This window comes from Caballeronia sp. GAWG1-5s-s (assembly GCF_023631445.1).
Classification (GTDB): domain Bacteria; phylum Pseudomonadota; class Gammaproteobacteria; order Burkholderiales; family Burkholderiaceae; genus Caballeronia.
In genome coordinates, this window is sequence record NZ_JALQDC010000003.1 from 498,373 (window position 1) to 512,952 (window position 14,580).

Genomic DNA, 14,580 nt, shown 5'->3' on the forward strand with positions numbered 1-14,580 from the left:
CGATCTCGTCATCGACACACTCGAAGGAGATCGATGATGACTGGAAGCACACTGAATCCGCCGGAAGAAGGCGGCACGGAATGGGGCAAGGGGCACGGCACCGGCGCGCTCGGCCCGAGCGATTCTTCGGACTCCGGCTCTGACGTGCAGGGCGAAATGCGTCGTCCGGGCGACATCGAAGACGAACTCGACGCCCACGCGCTCGGCCTGTCGGATGCGCAGCTCGACAGCGACAGCGATCGCTCCGGCACCGGCGAAGACGCATCCGCCGACGGCGACAACAATCTCTTCGCGAACGCGGACATTCTGCCCGATGGCGTCGAGGATGAAACGGAGATCACCGATCTCGCCGACGACGAAGCCGTCGATCCCGACGCCGACGAGGAAGACGTCTGACGGTTCCGGCCGGCCGGTCGCAAGAATGAAGCGCGCGCGGATCATTCCGTGCGCGCTTTTTTACGCGCATTGCCCGGGAACGCTAACATCGGCGGTCGAACCACGAAAAGCGCACGCCCGCGCCGCCCTTGCCGATGAACCGCCACGTTCCCGACCCGATGACACCGCTCGCCGAAGGCCGCACCACGCGCTTCGGCTGGCTTTCGTGGGTCGCCGATCCCGTCACGCAGTGGATTCAGGACCACTGCCTGATGTTCTCGGCGGCCATCTCGTTCTTCGCTGCGTTCTCGCTTGCGCCGACGCTCGTCATCGTGATCGCGGTAGCGAGCATCTTCTTCGGCGCGGACGCCGTACAGGGGCGCCTCTTCCATGAAATCAGCGGCATCGTCGGCGCGGACGCCGCGCATACGCTCGAAGCGATCGTCGCGAACGCGTGGCACGCGGACATGGCGCGCAGCACGGCGGTGCTGTCGATTGCGGGCGTGCTGGTCGGCGCGTCGGCCACGTTCTCGTCGCTGCACAGCGCGCTGAACGTCATCTGGCCCACGCCCCTCGTCAGTACGCGCGAGAGCATCGTCGGCCTGTTGCGCGTGCGGGTGATGTCGTTCGCGCTCGTGGTCGGCGCGGGGCTGCTCGTCGTCGCGCTGCTGCTGCTCGACGCGGCCGTCGAAGTGCTCGGCCATTGGGCGCTCGGCGACGGCAATCCGTTCGTCGTGCTATCGAGCCTCACGCGTCACGCCATTTCGCTGGCGATGCTGGTGCTCGCGTTCTCCGTCCTGCTCAAGTTTCTGCCGACGACGCGCATGCGCTGGCGCGACGCCGCGCTCGGCGCGGCCGCCGCGGCGCTGCTGTTCGAAGGCGGCAAGCGGCTCTTCGCGCTCTACGTGCAACACGCGGGCACGGCGAACATGTTCGGCGCGGCGGGATCGCTCGCCGTCATCCTCTTGTGGCTCTACTACTCGGCGGCGGTCTTTCTGCTGGGCGCCGAGATTTCCGCGACGGCGGCGCGCAAGCGCACGCATCGCGAGTCCGGCTGGCGCTGACGAAAAAAAGGCCGCCCGATCTGGGCGGCCCGACATGGCGCTTCCTGCTGTGCTGCTCTGCGATTCGCTTGACCGGGTCTTCGCTGAGTGCAGGGAGCGCGGAAACTGCTTGCGGCGTTCCGCCTCAAGCCTGCCTGCGCAGTTCCGCAGGCGGCACCTTCATCAGATGCCGATACTTCGCCACCGTGCGGCGCGCGACGATCACGCCCTGATCGGCGAGCATCTTCGCGAGACTCACGTCCGAGAGCGGATCGCGCGTGTTTTCCTTCGCGATCATTTCCTTCAGCAGCGCGCGCACTGCGGCGGCCGAGCACGTGCCGCCGCTTTCCGTGCTGAGTTCGCGCGGGAAGAAGTGCTTGAACTCGAAGATGCCGCGCGGCGTCGACATGTACTTGTTGCCCGTCGCGCGAGAAATGGTCGATTCGTGCAGGCCGAGCTCATCGGCGACATCGCGCAGGACGAGCGGCTTCAGCGCAATCTCGCCGTAGTCGAAGAACGCCTTCTGATGCGAGACGATGCATTCGGCCACGCGCTGAATCGTCGTGAAGCGCTGCTGCGCGTTGCGGATCAGCCAGCGCGCTTCCTGCAACTGCTGCGCGAGCGGCGAACGGCTCGCGCCGGCCGACTGCGCAAAGAGTTCCGCGTACATGCGATGGATGCGCGCGCGCGGCAGCACCGCCGGGTTGATCGTCACGACCCATTGCTTCTTGACCTGGCGCACGATCACGTCCGGCACCACGTAGTTGTCTTCGCTCTGGCCGTAGTTCTCGCCCGGCTTCGGGTCGAGACGGCGCACGAGCGCGCACGCGATGCGCAGTTCCTCGGCGCTGCAGCCGATCTTCTTCTGCAACTCGGCCTGCTCGCGGCGCGCGAGCCGCTCCAGATGATGCGCGACGATTTCTCGCGCCACGTCGCGGCCCGGCGTGTCTTCGGGCATCGCGTCGAGTTGCAGCGTCAGGCATTCGGACAGATTGCGCGCGCCGACGCCCGGCTTGTCGAGCGACTGCACGAGCTTGAGCGCGATATTAAGCTCGTCCTCGTTGATCGCCGGCTCGATGTCGACGACATCGGCCAGTTCGCTCAATTCCTGACGCAGATAGCCGTCATCGTCGAGCGCCTCGATGATGAGCTGCGCCACCGCGCGATCGCGTTCGTTGAGCTGATAGAGCCGCAGCGCGTCGTGCAGCGTTTCGTGCAGCGACGGTTCGATGCGGACCCAGTCGGCCGGATCGGAGCCTTCGCCATCGCCGTTGTTGCGCGATGCGTTGCGCCCGAACGGGTCGGACGAGAATTCGCTGATGGCGTCGTCGCGCGAACCGCTGTCCGCGCCGGAATCGCCGTCCATGCTGGTTTCCGAGGCGAGCGGCGCCTCGGCGGGGCTGTCGGCGGCGGGCGAGAGCGCGGTGTCGCTCATCGAGTTGCCGTTGTCCGCGCCGAGAGCGTTGTCCTCGGTTTGCGACTCGTCGTATTCGAGGAAGGGGTTGGTATCCAGCGCGTTACGCAGCTCTTGCTGAAATTCGAGCGACGAAAGCTGCAGCAGGCGTACCGACTGCTGCAGGCGCGGGGTGAGCGCAAGGCTTTGCTTGGTGCGGAGTTCGAGTGAAGGCGGCATTGCTTGCTAATCCTCGATGTTCTTGACGGGGTCGATGTGTGTGTCGACCAGCTAAAGCAACAGCTATGCCACCGATTGCTAAAGCCATGCTGAGCTTGAGTTTTTTCTCTCGGCGGGCGCCGCATTGATGCGTGCGGAAGGCCACTTTCACGCAGTTTTTACACGGGCTCAGACAAAAGCACCGCGCCGGGCGAGGCTTGGCGCGCGGGGTTTTCGCTGCCCTCGGCGGCATGGCGCGCGAGGGCGCCGAAACCGCTGAGTGCCCGCAGACTTCAGCCTTGCGAACGTGTTCGCCGCCGAACGAAGCTTTCGTCCGACGCGATCCGGCACGCATGTTGCGTCACCGTCCTCGCGGTCGGCGCGGCGACGCCGGCCGGATGACGCAGCATGCAACAGGCACCAGACCAGCAGCACAAACGGGGCGCTCCATCCATGTCCCGCGACCGAGCGGGTAAGACCGGGGCGCAAGACCAGAACTGAAAACAAGGAGTATCACTATGAAGACGACTCAATTCCTCAAAGCAGCCGGCGGTATCGCGTGCGTCGTGTTCGCGCTCAACGCAGGCGCTCAGACCAACTCGACGTCGTCCTCCTCGGGCTCGGAACCGTCCGTCGGCCAGAAAATGGATCAGGTCGGCAAGAAGGTGGATGACGGCGCGGTCACGACCAAGGTCAAGGCCGAACTGCTCAGCGCAAAGAACGTGAAGTCCACGCACATCCACGTGAAGACGCGCGGCGGCGTCGTTTCGCTGACCGGCACCGTGCCGTCGGCAGAAGACAAGACGAATGCCGAGCAGGTTGTCAAGGAAGTCTCGGGTGTTGCATCCGTGAAGAACCATCTTAAAATTGCTGCCGACTAACACGAAAGTGATGGCATAGTTCGTATGCCCGGCCTGCCTCGGCGGGTCAGGGCGCGAGCAAACGAACCCGCGCAGGCGTCCGGTATGTGGCCGAAGAAGGCTGCACACCGGGCTCCGGGCGCGGGTTCGCGCATCAGGCGGTCATGCCGCTCGCGGCTCGAAGCAGAAGATGCATCACCTCGCAGCATCGTTGACACCCTAAAAACAGACGGCCCGTTCAGGCGTCACTAGAGGCGGCGAGAAGCGCCGTACTGCGGCGCTAAAAGCCCCGGCAAAAGGAGCTCTTGATGAAGACGAAGAAGATGGCATTGATCGGCGCGCTTGCGCTCGCATTCACGACGACGGCGTTCGCGCAGGCATCGGACAGCGCCGCGACGACGGACGCGGCTTCCGGCGCGCATGCGAAGAAGAAGGGCACGTATCTGCATCAGCAGAACAAGAGCCACAAGCTGAAGGGCGCGTCGGCGGCCGCTGCCGCTTCGTCGCTCGGCACGAACGACAAGGGCCAGCCGCACTAAGCCGCCGCGGTTCGCGCTCGACAAAACGGCCACGTGAGTGGCCGTTTTGCTTTTCCATCGCCGCATGAAAGCGGCGATGGCCTGAGACAACGATTCGCGCTTTAGGACTTCGCGGCAGCGTACTGATCACGCAGATCGCGGATGCGGTCATGGTTCTCGACCACGCCCTGATACTGCCGCTCGACCACGGCGCGGATATCGGCCGGCAGGTCCTTGTCGAGCGCCTGGCGGTAGTTCTTCTTCGCCGCGTCCTCGCCGCGCTCGCATTCCGCGAGAACCGCGTGATCGGTCGGGCTCGTCACCGCCGACTTCACATCCACCCAGCCGCGATGCAGCGCGCCGGAGATCGAGCCGCCGGTTTCCGGCTTGCCGCCGAGACGCTGCACGAGACCTTGCAGTTCGATGGCGCCTTGCGCGCAGGCTTCCGCGCGGTTCTGGAACAACAGCTTGAGGCTCGGGTCACGCGTGTCTTCAGCGGCCTTGAGGAACCCCTTTTCCCCGTCCTTCGACGTTTCGATGAGGTCATTCAGTACCGATACGACGTTCGTGCTCATATACACCTCCTTTTAGTGACGAAGTTGCGTTCGACGCAGCCTCGGTGCGAGGCGCGCGCTTGCCGGTTAGGTATTGCACGTCGCGTGCCCGGACGGACGTATGCTGCGGCACGCGCATTGCTGGCCGTCTGCCGCAAATATCACGACGCGTCCCACGCAGGGCGCGCAGCGACAAAGGCAACAGGAAAATCGATGAAATGGTCACGCGTGCTCGCCAATCGCGAGCTTTTCGTATTCGTTGCGATCGTGGCGTCGGCGATCGCGCTGCACGTCCGTGCGGAAGCGATCGACCGGTCCGCTGCTTCGGCGGCTGCCGCGGCTATGCGCGCAGCTTATTCGCAGCTATGCGAGCCGTCGCCGCATGGCTCGACGCGAGCGCACCCGCGCCCCGCGGATTGCCGCCCGCGCGCGCGTATCGAGCCGACGCAGACCGAGCGGCTGTGGCTCTGATGCGGCGCATTGCTGCGTAGAACGAACAAGCATGAAGAACGCACGAAGAAGCGCCCGGCGAAAACCGGGCGCCCTAGCTTTTGTAGGCGTGATCTTCGAACCGTAACGATCAAACCGGTTGTGGCGGCTTGAGCGGATCGAAGTCGCTCCAGCGGCCTTGCTTCCAGCGGCCCGACGCGCGTTCGATATCCAGTCCGCCGGCTTCGCGCAGGATGTTCGCGGCGCGGTCATACGTCTCGGGCGACACATGCACAGCCACCAGCACGCCGGCATGACGCGTGGGCTCTTCCTCCGGTTGCGAGGGCGCGCCCGGCTTCTTCTTGGTATGCGACATCGCGCCCGCGAGCGAGCCGATATACGCGCCGACGCCGGCAGCGACGACCGACACGAGCAGCGGCGCCTTGAACAAGGCGAAGATCGCCGCGCCGATGACCGCGCCGATCACCGCGCCGATGGTCACGCCCTTGCCGGCGCCTTTGGGCGCGGCGCCCGCGCCCTTGTCGGTATGGACGTCGCCGCCGATCGGAAAGCGCGCGTGCTGCCCGCTCGGGTTCACGAAGAACAGCGTGACGTCCTCTTCCACGAAGCCGTTCGCGAAGAGCCGCTGGGCAGCCGTTTCTGCGTCAGGAAAAGTCTGGAACCGGCCCGCGATGATCAGGGACATGTTTCCTCCTTTTTAGTATCGGTTAATCGGATGTGGCCCGCGAATGCGGCTCGCGCGGCGCGGAGCCGTTCATAGACGCGCGCGGAATCAGTCCGGCTCCATGCCGGCCACGCGAAAGAGCCCGCTGCGCAGCACGACCGACTGGCCGCCGTTGTCGTCGAGCGCCTCGGCGCACACCGCGCGAATGCGCGCCGCGCCGCTTTCGAACGCGGGTAGCAGGTCTTCCTCGCGCGGCGACTTCGCGCCGAAATGGTCTTCCAGCGCCTCGGCGCTGATCGAGCAGACGACTGCTTCGCCATCGACGAGCGCCGTGAAGTGGATGGCGAGATCGTCGCCGTTGTAGACGGGGGGATCGTCGGAAAACGTAATGTGCATGGTCGAGTCCTCATAAGCCGGACGAGGGCCGGCGGACGCGCGAACGCATGGGGCGTCCGCGCGGTCGAGAAGGTGCCCGGCGCTCATGACGCCTTCGCCTTGGCTAGTTGCTGCGCCATCGCGTAGTGATGACGGAGGATCGGCAGTGCCTTCGCCGCCGCCGCCTTCAACGCGGCATCGTTGCCTTTTTCGCTCTCCTTCGCGAACAGCTCGACCGCCTTCTGATGCGCGGCGAGCGCGACTTTCTCAATATAGGCCTTGTCGAACTCGGCCCCCTTGAGATTTTGCAGACTGCCGGTGACGGACGAATCCGCGCTCGGCGGCGACGTGATCCCGTGGCGCTTCGCGATGACATCGAGGTTGCGCGCGAGCTTGGCGTGATCCGCGATCATTCGCTGTGCGAACTCCTTCACGTCCTTGTCGCCCGAGCGCGTGAGCGCCAGCTTGCTCGCCGCGATTTCGGTCGCGCCCGCGGTGCCGGCGTCCTGGATGAACTGCTGGTCGGCCGCCGAGAGCTTCTGCGATGGCGGCGCGTTCGCAGGCGTGCTGGCGCTCGCGGCGTCTTCGGTCTGCGCCTGGGCGAGGGTCGCGCAGGCCGCGAACAGAAGGGCGCTGAGACGGGCGATTAAACGGCTCTGGCGTGGCATCGGCGTGACTCCGGTTCGTGGGTCGAGCCGGCGCATTCAGGCAGCGCGCGCTTTGCTGAGCGCCTCGATCAGCGCCTGATTGAAGGCCGGCAGGTCGTCGGGCTTTCGGCTCGTGATGAGATTGCCGTCGATCTGCACTTCCTGGTCGACCCACGTGCCGCCGGCGTTGCGCACGTCGTCCTGAAGACTCGGCCAGCTCGTCATCGTGCGGCCCGCGACGATGCCCGCCGAGATCGGCAGCCAGCCGCCGTGGCAGATGACGGCGATCGGCTTCTTCGCCTGATCGGCTTCCTTGACGAAGGCTTGCGCTTTCGCGTCGAGGCGGATGGCATCGCCATTCACGACGCCGCCCGGCAACACGACGGCGTCGTAGTCTGCGGCGGTTGCTTCGTCGAGCGTGCGATCCACCTTCACGGTGTCGCCCTTGTCGACGTGCTTGAAACCCTGGATCTCGCCGGGCTTCTGCGAGATGACGTCGACCTGCGCGCCGGCTTCCTTCAGCGCGCGCTGCGGATCGACGAGTTCGGCCTGCTCGAAGCCGTCGACGGCGAGGATCGCTACCTTGTAGCCGTTGAGGGAAATCGCCATGAACACAACTCCTTTTATTGCTCGGTTCGGACGGTCGCGCGACAGATGTCTGCGCGGATTCACGCCCGAAAGGGGAGCAAGGGTTGTGCCCAATTGATCGCCTTATTGCTTGCGATGGATGCAGAAGCGGGCGTGATGGATGGCGGGCGAGTTGCAGCCGGAATGCGCGTAAGGCCGGTTCGACGCTGTGCTTGCTAGCGATGCGCAGGATGCGGATGACGGCTGATGACAGCCGCCGCCGCAGAGAATGCCGCCGCGACGCCGAGCGCGATTAACGGCCCGCGATGCGGATCTCGTCAATGAGGAGCGCCGCGCTTCACGCCGCTTCCACGCTCTGCTTACTGGCAAGCCGCAGCATGCTGACAACAGCCGCCGCCGCCGAAAACACCGCCGCAACCCCGAGCGCGATCAACGGCCCGCGATGCGGCTCCAGACCGAAAATCAGCGCGACGAGCGCGGCGCCGAGCGTCTGCCCCGTCAACCGCGCGGTGCCGAGCATGCCGCTCGCGCCGCCGCTGCGATGACGGGGCGCCGACGACAGCATCTGGCGATTGTTCGGCGACTGAAAGAGGCCGAAGCCGAGCCCGCAGATGGCCATGCGCCAGCTGATGTCGAAGGCTCCCGGATGCCCGCCGACGGTCGCGAGCAGAACGAGTCCCACGGTCAGCACAGCCAGCCCGATGCCGCCGAGCAATCCGGCGGGATAGCGGTCCGAGAGCACGCCCGCGAGCGGCGCGACGAACACGATCACGAACGGCCACGGCGTCATCAGAAAGCCGGTCTGGACCTGACTCATGCCGAAGCTGTCCTGCAGCAGAAACGGCAGCGAGACGAACGCGAGCATCTGCGCGCAGAACGAACACACCGACGTGCCGATCGAAAGCGCGAACACCGGAATGCGCAGCAAATCGACGGGCAAGAGCGGCGCGCTCTGGTTCAGTTGCCGCCGCACGAAGATCGTGCCGATCACGCCGGTCGCGATGAACTCTGCGATCACGAACGGGCGATGTTCGCCGTGGCCGAGTCCATCGACCGCGACGATCGCGATGCCGAAGAACAGCGCGTTGAGCACGGCGCTCACGTAATCGTACGGCTGCCGGTGGCCCGGCGTGCGCGGCAGCGACTTCATGCCGATGGCGAGCGCCGCGAGCCCGATCGGCACGTTGATCGCGAAGAGCCACGGCCACGACGCGACCGACAGCACGCCCGAGGCGACGGTCGGACCGATCACCGACGAGATCGCGACCACGGTGGCGTTGATGCTGACGCCGCGCCCCAGTTGCTTCTGCGGATAGATGATGCGCACGATGGCCGTGTTGACGCTCATGATCCCGGCCGCGCCGAAGCCCTGTACGACGCGCGTGAGAGTAAGCGCGACAAGCGATCCCGAGAGCGCGCAGCCGAGCGACGAGAGCGTGAACAGCGCGAGGCCGCCGAGATACACGCGCCGATAGCCGATCCGGTCGCCGAGCGAGGCGAGCGGCAACAGGGAGATGGTGACGGCGAGCTGATACGCGTTGACGACCCAGATGGACGAGGCGGGTGTCGCGGACAGGTTGCGCGCGATGGTCGGCAGCGCGACGTTGGCAATCGCGCCGTCGAGCACCGCGAGCGTGATGCCGAGCGCGACGACGACAATCGCCCAATAGCGTTGGGGAAGGGGCAGGCCTTGGTCGGAATCCATCGACGGATCTTGAGTGGCAAGGCGGCGCATTGTACGTCGCGCCGTTTTCAAATCGCTTGTGGCGTCGGGCCGCGTGATCGATCATGCGGCCCGGCCTGCGTGGCTCACGCGTTACTTGAGTTCGTAGAGACCCGTGTAGGTCGCCGAATCGATTTCGTTCAGGTGCGTCATGAAGCGCGCGACCGCGTTGGTCGCGTTGAGGTCGAGCGGCAGCTTTTCCGCCTGCAGCGCGTGAATGCGGAAGATGTAGCGATGCGGCTTGTCACCGCGCGGCGGCGCGGCCCCGCCGAAGCCGACCGTGCCGTAGTCGTTGCGCAGTTGCAGCGCGCCCGCAGGAAGCAGACTGCCGTCGGCCTTGCCGGCATTGCGCGGCAGCGAGCGGGCATCGGCCGGAATGTTGACCACGACCCAGTGCCAGAAGCCACTGCCCGTGGGCGCGTCCGGGTCGTACACGGTGAGCGCGAAACTTTTGGTGTCGGCGGGCGGGTCTTCCCACTGGAGCGCGGGAGAGATGTTCTCGCCCGACGTGCCGAACGCCTGCATGTCGAGTTCCTGCGCGCGGGTCATGAAACCGTTCGCTGGAAATTCGTCGGACCAGATGCGGAAATCAGCCATGAGAGTCATGCCTCCTGATGAGCGATAGAAGCGTGCCCCGCAGCGCGTGGCGCTTCTTCGATTGCGCGAAGCGACGCAGCGAATGTGCCCGCCATGGAGCGAGCGCCGGGGGAGCGCGTCGAGTGTAGCATCCGCCCCTGAATTTCTGCGGGCGGCTCATCGGCGATATACGCGGATTAAGAGGCGCCATGCCGCGATGCTCGATACAGGCGTCCGCCGCTATTGCAGCTGCGTGACTTCGTCGATACCGCGGTTCAGCGCGGGACACGCCTCGTCGATTTCCTTCTTGTACTCGGCCGGATTGCTCGTCTTCAGCTTGTCGAAGCGGTCCACCGTCGCTTGCGCCTGGCGATAACCGAGCGTCCATTCGGCCTCGAAGTCGGGCGCGTCCACGAAGTTGGCGCGCGCAGCGTCCTTGAAGCGCGCGACCTTGGCGGCATCGATATGGCAGATATCGGCCGCGCCGCGCGCGATGTTCGCGCTCGTCATGACGCCTTCGGCCGCGAGCAGTTGCGGCCTCGATGGATGGCCCGGCGGAAGCTGCGTTTGCGCCGACGCACTCGCGCAGAGCGTGCAAAACAAGGCCAAGCATGCGGCGAAAACTGCGGGACGCGGCATGTGGAATGAGTGGAATCGAATGAGGGAATCGGGCATCGAAAAAGTATAGATGAAGCCTTGAAAAGAAGGGCTTTCCTTGGCCAAGAAGGCTATGACCCCCATGCTAGAATCGTTTCCCAATGCCGTTCTCAGACGCAAACATGAAAAAAGCAAGCAAGGCCGCCACCGAGGTGAGCAAGGCCGCCAGTGCTGCGTCCACGCCGGCCGGATCGGAGGGGCGACGCAAGTACGATCCAGAGGAGACCAAGCGCAATATTCTCGACATCGCCACGCAGGAATTTTCGGCGATGGGCCTCACGGGCGCGCGCGTCGATGCCATCGCGGAGCGCACCAACACTACCAAGCGCATGCTGTACTACTACTTCGGCAGCAAGGAAGGGCTGTACGAGGCGGTGCTGGAACAGGTCTACGGCGATATCCGCGCGCTGGAACAGGAGCTGGAACTCGCGGAGATGGACCCTGAAGAGGCGCTGCGCGAGCTCATCGGTTTCACGTTCGACTACCACGACAAACATCGCGATTTCGTGCGTCTCGTGACGATCGAGAACGTGCACGGCGCGAAGTATGTCGAGCAGTCGAAGACCTTCAAATCGCGCAATGCCACAGTCGTCAAGACACTCGAAGATCTCATCGCGCGAGGCGTCGCGGCGGGGCGTTTTCGCGACGATGTCGAGCCGCTCGACCTGCATCTGATGATCAGCTCGTTCTGCTTTCATCGCGTGGCGAACCGCCATACGTGGAGCGCCGCATTCGGGCGCGAGCCGTCCGGGCCGCGCTCGCGGGCGCGGCATCGCGAGATGATTATCGAAGCGGTGCTGTGCTACATGCGGCGCGAAGACTAAAACAAAACGGCGGCTCTCTTGCGAGGCCGCCGTTTTGTTTTCGATGCCGCGCTTAACTGGCGTCAGCGGGCAGCAAAGTCTGGAAGTGGGCGAACATGCGCTCGGCGTCCGGCTCGCGTCCCGTGAAGATGCGCAGCGCATCCACCGCCTGACACACCGCCATGCCGCCGCCGCTCACCGTGCGGCAACCGAGCGCCTTCGCCGTCTTGAGCAACTCGGTTTCGAGCGGAAAGTAGACGATCTCCGCCACCCACAAGTCCTTGTGCAGATACTCCGCGGGCAGCGGCATGCCGGGCAGCTTCGCCATGCCGGTCGGCGTCGCGTGAATCAGGCCGTTGGCCGGACGCAATGTCTCGCGCAGGTCGCCGCCGCTCGTCACTTCGCGATCCGGAAAGCGCGCCGCCAACTCCGCCGCGAGCGACGATGCGCGCGCCTCGTCCGAATCGAACAGCGTAAGCGCGTTCGCGCCCATGACGAGCGCCGCATGCGCGACCGCCGCGCCCGCGCCGCCCGCGCCCAGTTGCACGACGCGGCCGAGCGGCGCATCCGGCAGGCCGCGCTGGAACGCGCGCGCGAAGCCGGACCAGTCCGTGTTGTAGCCGATGCGCTTGCCGTCCCGCAGCACGACGGTATTCACCGCGCCGAGCGCGCGGGCGTCGGGATCGAGCTCGTCGAGCAATGGGATCACGCTTTGCTTGCACGGATACGTGATGTTCAGGCCGTCGTAGCCCATGCGCTCGGCGGCGATCAACAAGTCGGCAAGCGCGGACGGCTCCAGCTTCAGCGCCTGCAGGTCGATGCGCCGATACACGTAGTTCAGCCCGAGCACGCGGCCTTCCTGCTCGTGCATGGCGGGCGTCAGCGATCCGGCGATGCCCGAGCCGATCAGTCCGATCAGATACGAAGTTTTGCTGGTCATGCGAGTGCTCCCGCGAGAAGAGGCTAGACGCTCGCACGTAGCGTACAGCAGTGAAAGAGGGCGCGATGGTGCAGTGCGGCGATTGCAAGCGCAGTGTGCGCGTGCGCGCGCATCCTGTCCTTCGGTATTTTCACGTATTTTGTACCATCTAGTTAGTTTGTTATGCTCGCACACAATGACGTGGACTGCGTGCAGAGCGCCTACACTCTAACGGTTCACCCCGCAACGAAATGCAGAGGAGGCAGCGATGCCGCGTTCCATCCCGACATCCATCGCGACGGTATCCATCAGCGGGACGCTCGTCGAAAAGCTGAAGGCCATTCGCGCGGCGGGCTTCGACGGCGTCGAGATCTTCGAAAACGATCTGCTCTACTTCGACGGCACGCCCGCCGACGTCCGGCGTCTGTGCGACGACCTGGGCCTCGCCATCTATCTGTTCCAGCCGTTTCGCGATTTCGAGGGCGTGAGCGGCGAGCGGCTCGCCAAGAACGTCGAGCGCGCGAAACGCAAGTTCGACCTGATGCACGAACTGGGCGCGGACCGCATGCTCGCGTGCAGCAACGTGTCGCCGGACACCGTCGCCGACGACGCGCTCATCGTCGATCAGCTCGGCGTGCTCGCGCGCCTCGCCGAGGAAGCGGGCGTGATCGTCGGCTACGAGGCGCTCGCGTGGGGCCGGCACGTCAACTCGTACAAGCACGCTTGGCGGCTGGTGGATGCCGTGAATCATCCGAGCCTCGGTCTCGTGCTCGACAGCTTCCATACGCTGTCCATTGCCGATTCCGTCGATGAGATCGCGGCCATTCCCGGCGATCGCATCGCCTTCGTGCAGATCGCCGATGCGCCCGTGCTCTCGATGGACGTGCTCGAATGGAGCCGTCACTATCGCTGTTTTCCGGGGCAGGGCGCATTCGATGTCGCCGGATTCATGGCGCGCGTGCTGGAGGCGGGCTACACCGGGCCGCTGTCGCTCGAAATCTTCAACGACGGCTTTCGCGCCGCGCCGACCGCCATCACCGCGGCGGACGGGCATCGCTCGTTGCGCTTTCTCGAAGAGCAGACACGCGCGCGCATGGGCGAGCGCGCGCCCGCGGAACTCTTCGATCCGCCCGCGCCGCCCGCGCACATCGGCTTCCAGTTCCTCGAATTCGCCGTGGACGACACGACGCGCGAGCACGTCGCCGACTGGCTGCGCAAGCTCGGCTTCCGGCTCGCGGGCACGCATCGGTCGAAGGACGTGACGCTGTATCGGCACGGCGCGGGATCGATCGTGCTGAACGCGGAAGCCGATTCTTTCGCGAGCGCGTTCTTTCAGCAGCACGGCTTGTCGCTGTGCGCGTCGGCGTTTCATGTCGATGACGCCAAATGCGCGTTCGAGCGCGCCGCCGCTTACGGCTCGAAGCCGTTCTCGGGCCGCGTGGGACCGAACGAGCGCGTGGTGCCGGGCGTGCAGTCGCCGGACGGCAGCCTCGACTATTTCGTCGATGAAGCGCCCGGCGCGCCGACGTTATGGGAATCGGACTTCGTTCTGACGGATATCGACGGCCCTTACGAAGTCGGGCCGCTTTCGCGCATCGATCACGTGTGCCTTTCGCTGCCGGCCGAGGCGCTCGATACGTGGGTGCTCTTCTTCCGCAGCGCGTTCGGCTTCGAGACGGAAGCGAGCGTGCTCGTGCCCGATCCGTACGGGCTCGTGCGCAGCCGCGCGGTGCGAAGCCGCGATGGCTCCGTGCGCATTGCCCTCAACGCGTCGATGGACCGCTTCACGGCCGTGTCGGAATCGCTCTCGACGTATCGCGGCTCGGGGTTGAATCACGTCGCGTTCAGCACGCCCGACATCTTCGACGCGATTCCTCGCTTGGAGGCGGACGGCGTGCAGTTCCTGCGCATTCCGCGCAATTACTACGACGACCTCGTGGCGCGCTACGGCCTGCCCGACGAGCAGATCGACGCGATGCGCGAACACAACATCCTCTACGACCGCGACGAGCGCGGCGGCGAGTTCTTCCACGCCTACACGGAGCAGCTCGATCAGCGCTTCTTTCTCGAAGTGATCGAGCGACGCGGTGGCTACGATGGCTACGGCGCGGCGAACGCGGCGGTGCGGCTAGCGGCGCACGCGCAGCAACAGCGCGCTCGGCAGGCAGCGTAGGGCAGTATCGGCGCAAATACCGCCTCGCATGTCACTGACTTGC

General features: G+C 65.3%; 17 protein-coding genes. 7 read left to right on the plus strand and 10 right to left on the minus strand.

From position 1 onward, the window contains the following. Positions 1–33 precede the first annotated feature (33 nt). Positions 34–396, plus strand: a complete 363-nt coding sequence (locus NCR34_RS04765) for a chemotaxis protein (RefSeq protein WP_175939830.1) — start codon at positions 34–36, stop codon at positions 394–396. 134 nt (positions 397–530) lie between these two features. Then, complete coding sequence (locus NCR34_RS04770; protein WP_250499194.1) at positions 531–1,439, plus strand: YihY/virulence factor BrkB family protein; 909 nt, start codon at positions 531–533, stop codon at positions 1,437–1,439. A gap of 124 nt (positions 1,440–1,563) precedes the next feature. Here NCR34_RS04770 and NCR34_RS04775 read toward each other — a convergent pair whose 3' ends face one another. Beyond that, positions 1,564–3,051 (minus strand): RNA polymerase factor sigma-54, encoded by a 1,488-nt coding sequence (locus tag NCR34_RS04775; protein WP_206467814.1) that lies wholly within the window; start codon positions 3,049–3,051, stop codon positions 1,564–1,566. A 497-nt stretch (positions 3,052–3,548) separates the two neighbouring features. Between NCR34_RS04775 and NCR34_RS04780 the strand changes: the two genes are divergently transcribed. Both NCR34_RS04780 and NCR34_RS04785 read left to right on the plus strand, forming a co-directional pair. Then, positions 3,549–3,911 carry a BON domain-containing protein gene (locus NCR34_RS04780; protein WP_250499195.1) on the plus strand — a complete coding sequence of 121 codons (363 nt, stop codon included), beginning with the start codon at positions 3,549–3,551 and terminating at the stop codon, positions 3,909–3,911. Between the two features lie 287 nt (positions 3,912–4,198). Next, a complete protein-coding gene (locus NCR34_RS04785) occupies positions 4,199–4,429 on the plus strand; it encodes a hypothetical protein (protein ID WP_244848233.1) in 231 nt (76 codons plus the stop codon). Positions 4,430–4,530: 101 nt separating this feature from the next. Here the strand turns inward: NCR34_RS04785 and NCR34_RS04790 are convergent, their stop codons facing one another. Continuing rightward, positions 4,531–4,983, minus strand: a complete 453-nt coding sequence (locus tag NCR34_RS04790; RefSeq protein ID WP_175939835.1) for a PA2169 family four-helix-bundle protein — start codon at positions 4,981–4,983, stop codon at positions 4,531–4,533. Positions 4,984–5,175: 192 nt separating this feature from the next. Between NCR34_RS04790 and NCR34_RS04795 the strand changes: the two genes are divergently transcribed. Beyond that, the gene (locus NCR34_RS04795) at positions 5,176–5,433 is read left to right on the plus strand and encodes a hypothetical protein (protein ID WP_248321684.1); all 258 of its coding nucleotides are present in this window, start codon (positions 5,176–5,178) and stop codon (positions 5,431–5,433) included. Between the two features lie 109 nt (positions 5,434–5,542). On the opposite strand, the gene NCR34_RS04800 is transcribed toward NCR34_RS04795, so the two are convergent. From NCR34_RS04800 to NCR34_RS04830, 7 genes are all read right to left on the minus strand, one after another. After that, on the minus strand, positions 5,543–6,097 hold the full coding sequence (locus tag NCR34_RS04800; protein ID WP_248321685.1) for a hypothetical protein: 555 nt from the start codon (positions 6,095–6,097) through the stop codon (positions 5,543–5,545). Positions 6,098–6,184: 87 nt separating this feature from the next. Then, a complete protein-coding gene (locus tag NCR34_RS04805; RefSeq protein ID WP_248321686.1) occupies positions 6,185–6,472 on the minus strand; it encodes a DUF1488 family protein in 288 nt (95 codons plus the stop codon). Positions 6,473–6,555: 83 nt separating this feature from the next. Beyond that, the gene (locus NCR34_RS04810) at positions 6,556–7,119 is read right to left on the minus strand and encodes a DUF4142 domain-containing protein (protein ID WP_248321687.1); all 564 of its coding nucleotides are present in this window, start codon (positions 7,117–7,119) and stop codon (positions 6,556–6,558) included. Positions 7,120–7,155: 36 nt separating this feature from the next. Beyond that, positions 7,156–7,707, minus strand: coding sequence for a type 1 glutamine amidotransferase domain-containing protein (locus NCR34_RS04815; RefSeq protein ID WP_248321688.1), 552 nt, complete (start codon positions 7,705–7,707; stop codon positions 7,156–7,158). A gap of 316 nt (positions 7,708–8,023) precedes the next feature. After that, positions 8,024–9,391, minus strand: a complete 1,368-nt coding sequence (locus NCR34_RS04820) for an MFS transporter (protein WP_350029420.1) — start codon at positions 9,389–9,391, stop codon at positions 8,024–8,026. A gap of 111 nt (positions 9,392–9,502) precedes the next feature. Then, complete coding sequence (locus tag NCR34_RS04825; RefSeq protein WP_175939842.1) at positions 9,503–10,006, minus strand: YbhB/YbcL family Raf kinase inhibitor-like protein; 504 nt, start codon at positions 10,004–10,006, stop codon at positions 9,503–9,505. Positions 10,007–10,225: 219 nt separating this feature from the next. Then, positions 10,226–10,495, minus strand: a complete 270-nt coding sequence (locus NCR34_RS04830) for a hypothetical protein (protein WP_250499196.1) — start codon at positions 10,493–10,495, stop codon at positions 10,226–10,228. Positions 10,496–10,764: 269 nt separating this feature from the next. Between NCR34_RS04830 and NCR34_RS04835 the strand changes: the two genes are divergently transcribed. After that, a complete protein-coding gene (locus NCR34_RS04835) occupies positions 10,765–11,466 on the plus strand; it encodes a TetR/AcrR family transcriptional regulator (protein WP_250499197.1) in 702 nt (233 codons plus the stop codon). Between the two features lie 52 nt (positions 11,467–11,518). Here NCR34_RS04835 and NCR34_RS04840 read toward each other — a convergent pair whose 3' ends face one another. Further along, positions 11,519–12,385, minus strand: a complete 867-nt coding sequence (locus NCR34_RS04840) for a shikimate dehydrogenase (protein ID WP_248321692.1) — start codon at positions 12,383–12,385, stop codon at positions 11,519–11,521. A 259-nt stretch (positions 12,386–12,644) separates the two neighbouring features. Between NCR34_RS04840 and NCR34_RS04845 the strand changes: the two genes are divergently transcribed. Continuing rightward, positions 12,645–14,537, plus strand: coding sequence for a bifunctional sugar phosphate isomerase/epimerase/4-hydroxyphenylpyruvate dioxygenase family protein (locus tag NCR34_RS04845; RefSeq protein ID WP_248322265.1), 1,893 nt, complete (start codon positions 12,645–12,647; stop codon positions 14,535–14,537). Positions 14,538–14,580 lie beyond the last annotated feature (43 nt).

What these genes read in the sequence shown, in the direction of transcription:
- NCR34_RS04765 (WP_175939830.1), top strand. Translation starts at nt 34, where the DNA reads ATGATGACTGGAAGCACACTGAATCCGCCGGAAGAAGGCGGCACGGAA.
- NCR34_RS04770 (WP_250499194.1), top strand. Translation starts at nt 531, where the DNA reads ATGAACCGCCACGTTCCCGACCCGATGACACCGCTCGCCGAAGGCCGC.
- NCR34_RS04775 (WP_206467814.1), bottom strand. Translation starts at nt 3,051, where the DNA reads ATGCCGCCTTCACTCGAACTCCGCACCAAGCAAAGCCTTGCGCTCACC.
- NCR34_RS04780 (WP_250499195.1), top strand. Translation starts at nt 3,549, where the DNA reads ATGAAGACGACTCAATTCCTCAAAGCAGCCGGCGGTATCGCGTGCGTC.
- NCR34_RS04785 (WP_244848233.1), top strand. Translation starts at nt 4,199, where the DNA reads ATGAAGACGAAGAAGATGGCATTGATCGGCGCGCTTGCGCTCGCATTC.
- NCR34_RS04790 (WP_175939835.1), bottom strand. Translation starts at nt 4,983, where the DNA reads ATGAGCACGAACGTCGTATCGGTACTGAATGACCTCATCGAAACGTCG.
- NCR34_RS04795 (WP_248321684.1), top strand. Translation starts at nt 5,176, where the DNA reads ATGAAATGGTCACGCGTGCTCGCCAATCGCGAGCTTTTCGTATTCGTT.
- NCR34_RS04800 (WP_248321685.1), bottom strand. Translation starts at nt 6,097, where the DNA reads ATGTCCCTGATCATCGCGGGCCGGTTCCAGACTTTTCCTGACGCAGAA.
- NCR34_RS04805 (WP_248321686.1), bottom strand. Translation starts at nt 6,472, where the DNA reads ATGCACATTACGTTTTCCGACGATCCCCCCGTCTACAACGGCGACGAT.
- NCR34_RS04810 (WP_248321687.1), bottom strand. Translation starts at nt 7,119, where the DNA reads ATGCCACGCCAGAGCCGTTTAATCGCCCGTCTCAGCGCCCTTCTGTTC.
- NCR34_RS04815 (WP_248321688.1), bottom strand. Translation starts at nt 7,707, where the DNA reads ATGGCGATTTCCCTCAACGGCTACAAGGTAGCGATCCTCGCCGTCGAC.
- NCR34_RS04820 (WP_350029420.1), bottom strand. Translation starts at nt 9,391, where the DNA reads ATGGATTCCGACCAAGGCCTGCCCCTTCCCCAACGCTATTGGGCGATT.
- NCR34_RS04825 (WP_175939842.1), bottom strand. Translation starts at nt 10,006, where the DNA reads ATGGCTGATTTCCGCATCTGGTCCGACGAATTTCCAGCGAACGGTTTC.
- NCR34_RS04830 (WP_250499196.1), bottom strand. Translation starts at nt 10,495, where the DNA reads ATGACGAGCGCGAACATCGCGCGCGGCGCGGCCGATATCTGCCATATC.
- NCR34_RS04835 (WP_250499197.1), top strand. Translation starts at nt 10,765, where the DNA reads ATGAAAAAAGCAAGCAAGGCCGCCACCGAGGTGAGCAAGGCCGCCAGT.
- NCR34_RS04840 (WP_248321692.1), bottom strand. Translation starts at nt 12,385, where the DNA reads ATGACCAGCAAAACTTCGTATCTGATCGGACTGATCGGCTCGGGCATC.